At 32.7% G+C, this 269-nt stretch carries 1 protein-coding gene; it reads right to left on the reverse strand.

The genetic code is table 11. The annotated features are described in order from the left end of the window. Positions 1-269 (reverse strand): GNAT family protein (locus tag AAEZ03_RS27525; RefSeq protein ID WP_350583034.1); only part of this gene is annotated, 269 nt, incomplete at both ends.

Genomic DNA, 269 nt, shown 5'->3' on the forward strand with positions numbered 1-269 from the left:
CCCTCTAATCTCATTATCTTTTATATCAATTAAAAATAAATTTTCAAAACCGTGCAGCAAAGAATTAATTATCCATTGTGAATAAAAAGTTTCTCTTTCTGCAAGGGTAAACCATGGCTCTCGAAAGCGGCTAAATGAATATAGATGTTTAGCAGAATCAAGAATTTTCGGCAGTTGACCCTTAGTAGCAATTGTCAAGCTATCTCTCAATAAATCACTATCAGAAAGCTGATACTCAAAATCAAGTTCACCTTCACAATATCTAAAGT

The organism is Pseudomonas sp. HY2-MNA-CIBAN-0224 (assembly GCF_040310285.1).
GTDB lineage: Bacteria > Pseudomonadota > Gammaproteobacteria > Pseudomonadales > Pseudomonadaceae > Aquipseudomonas > Aquipseudomonas helleri.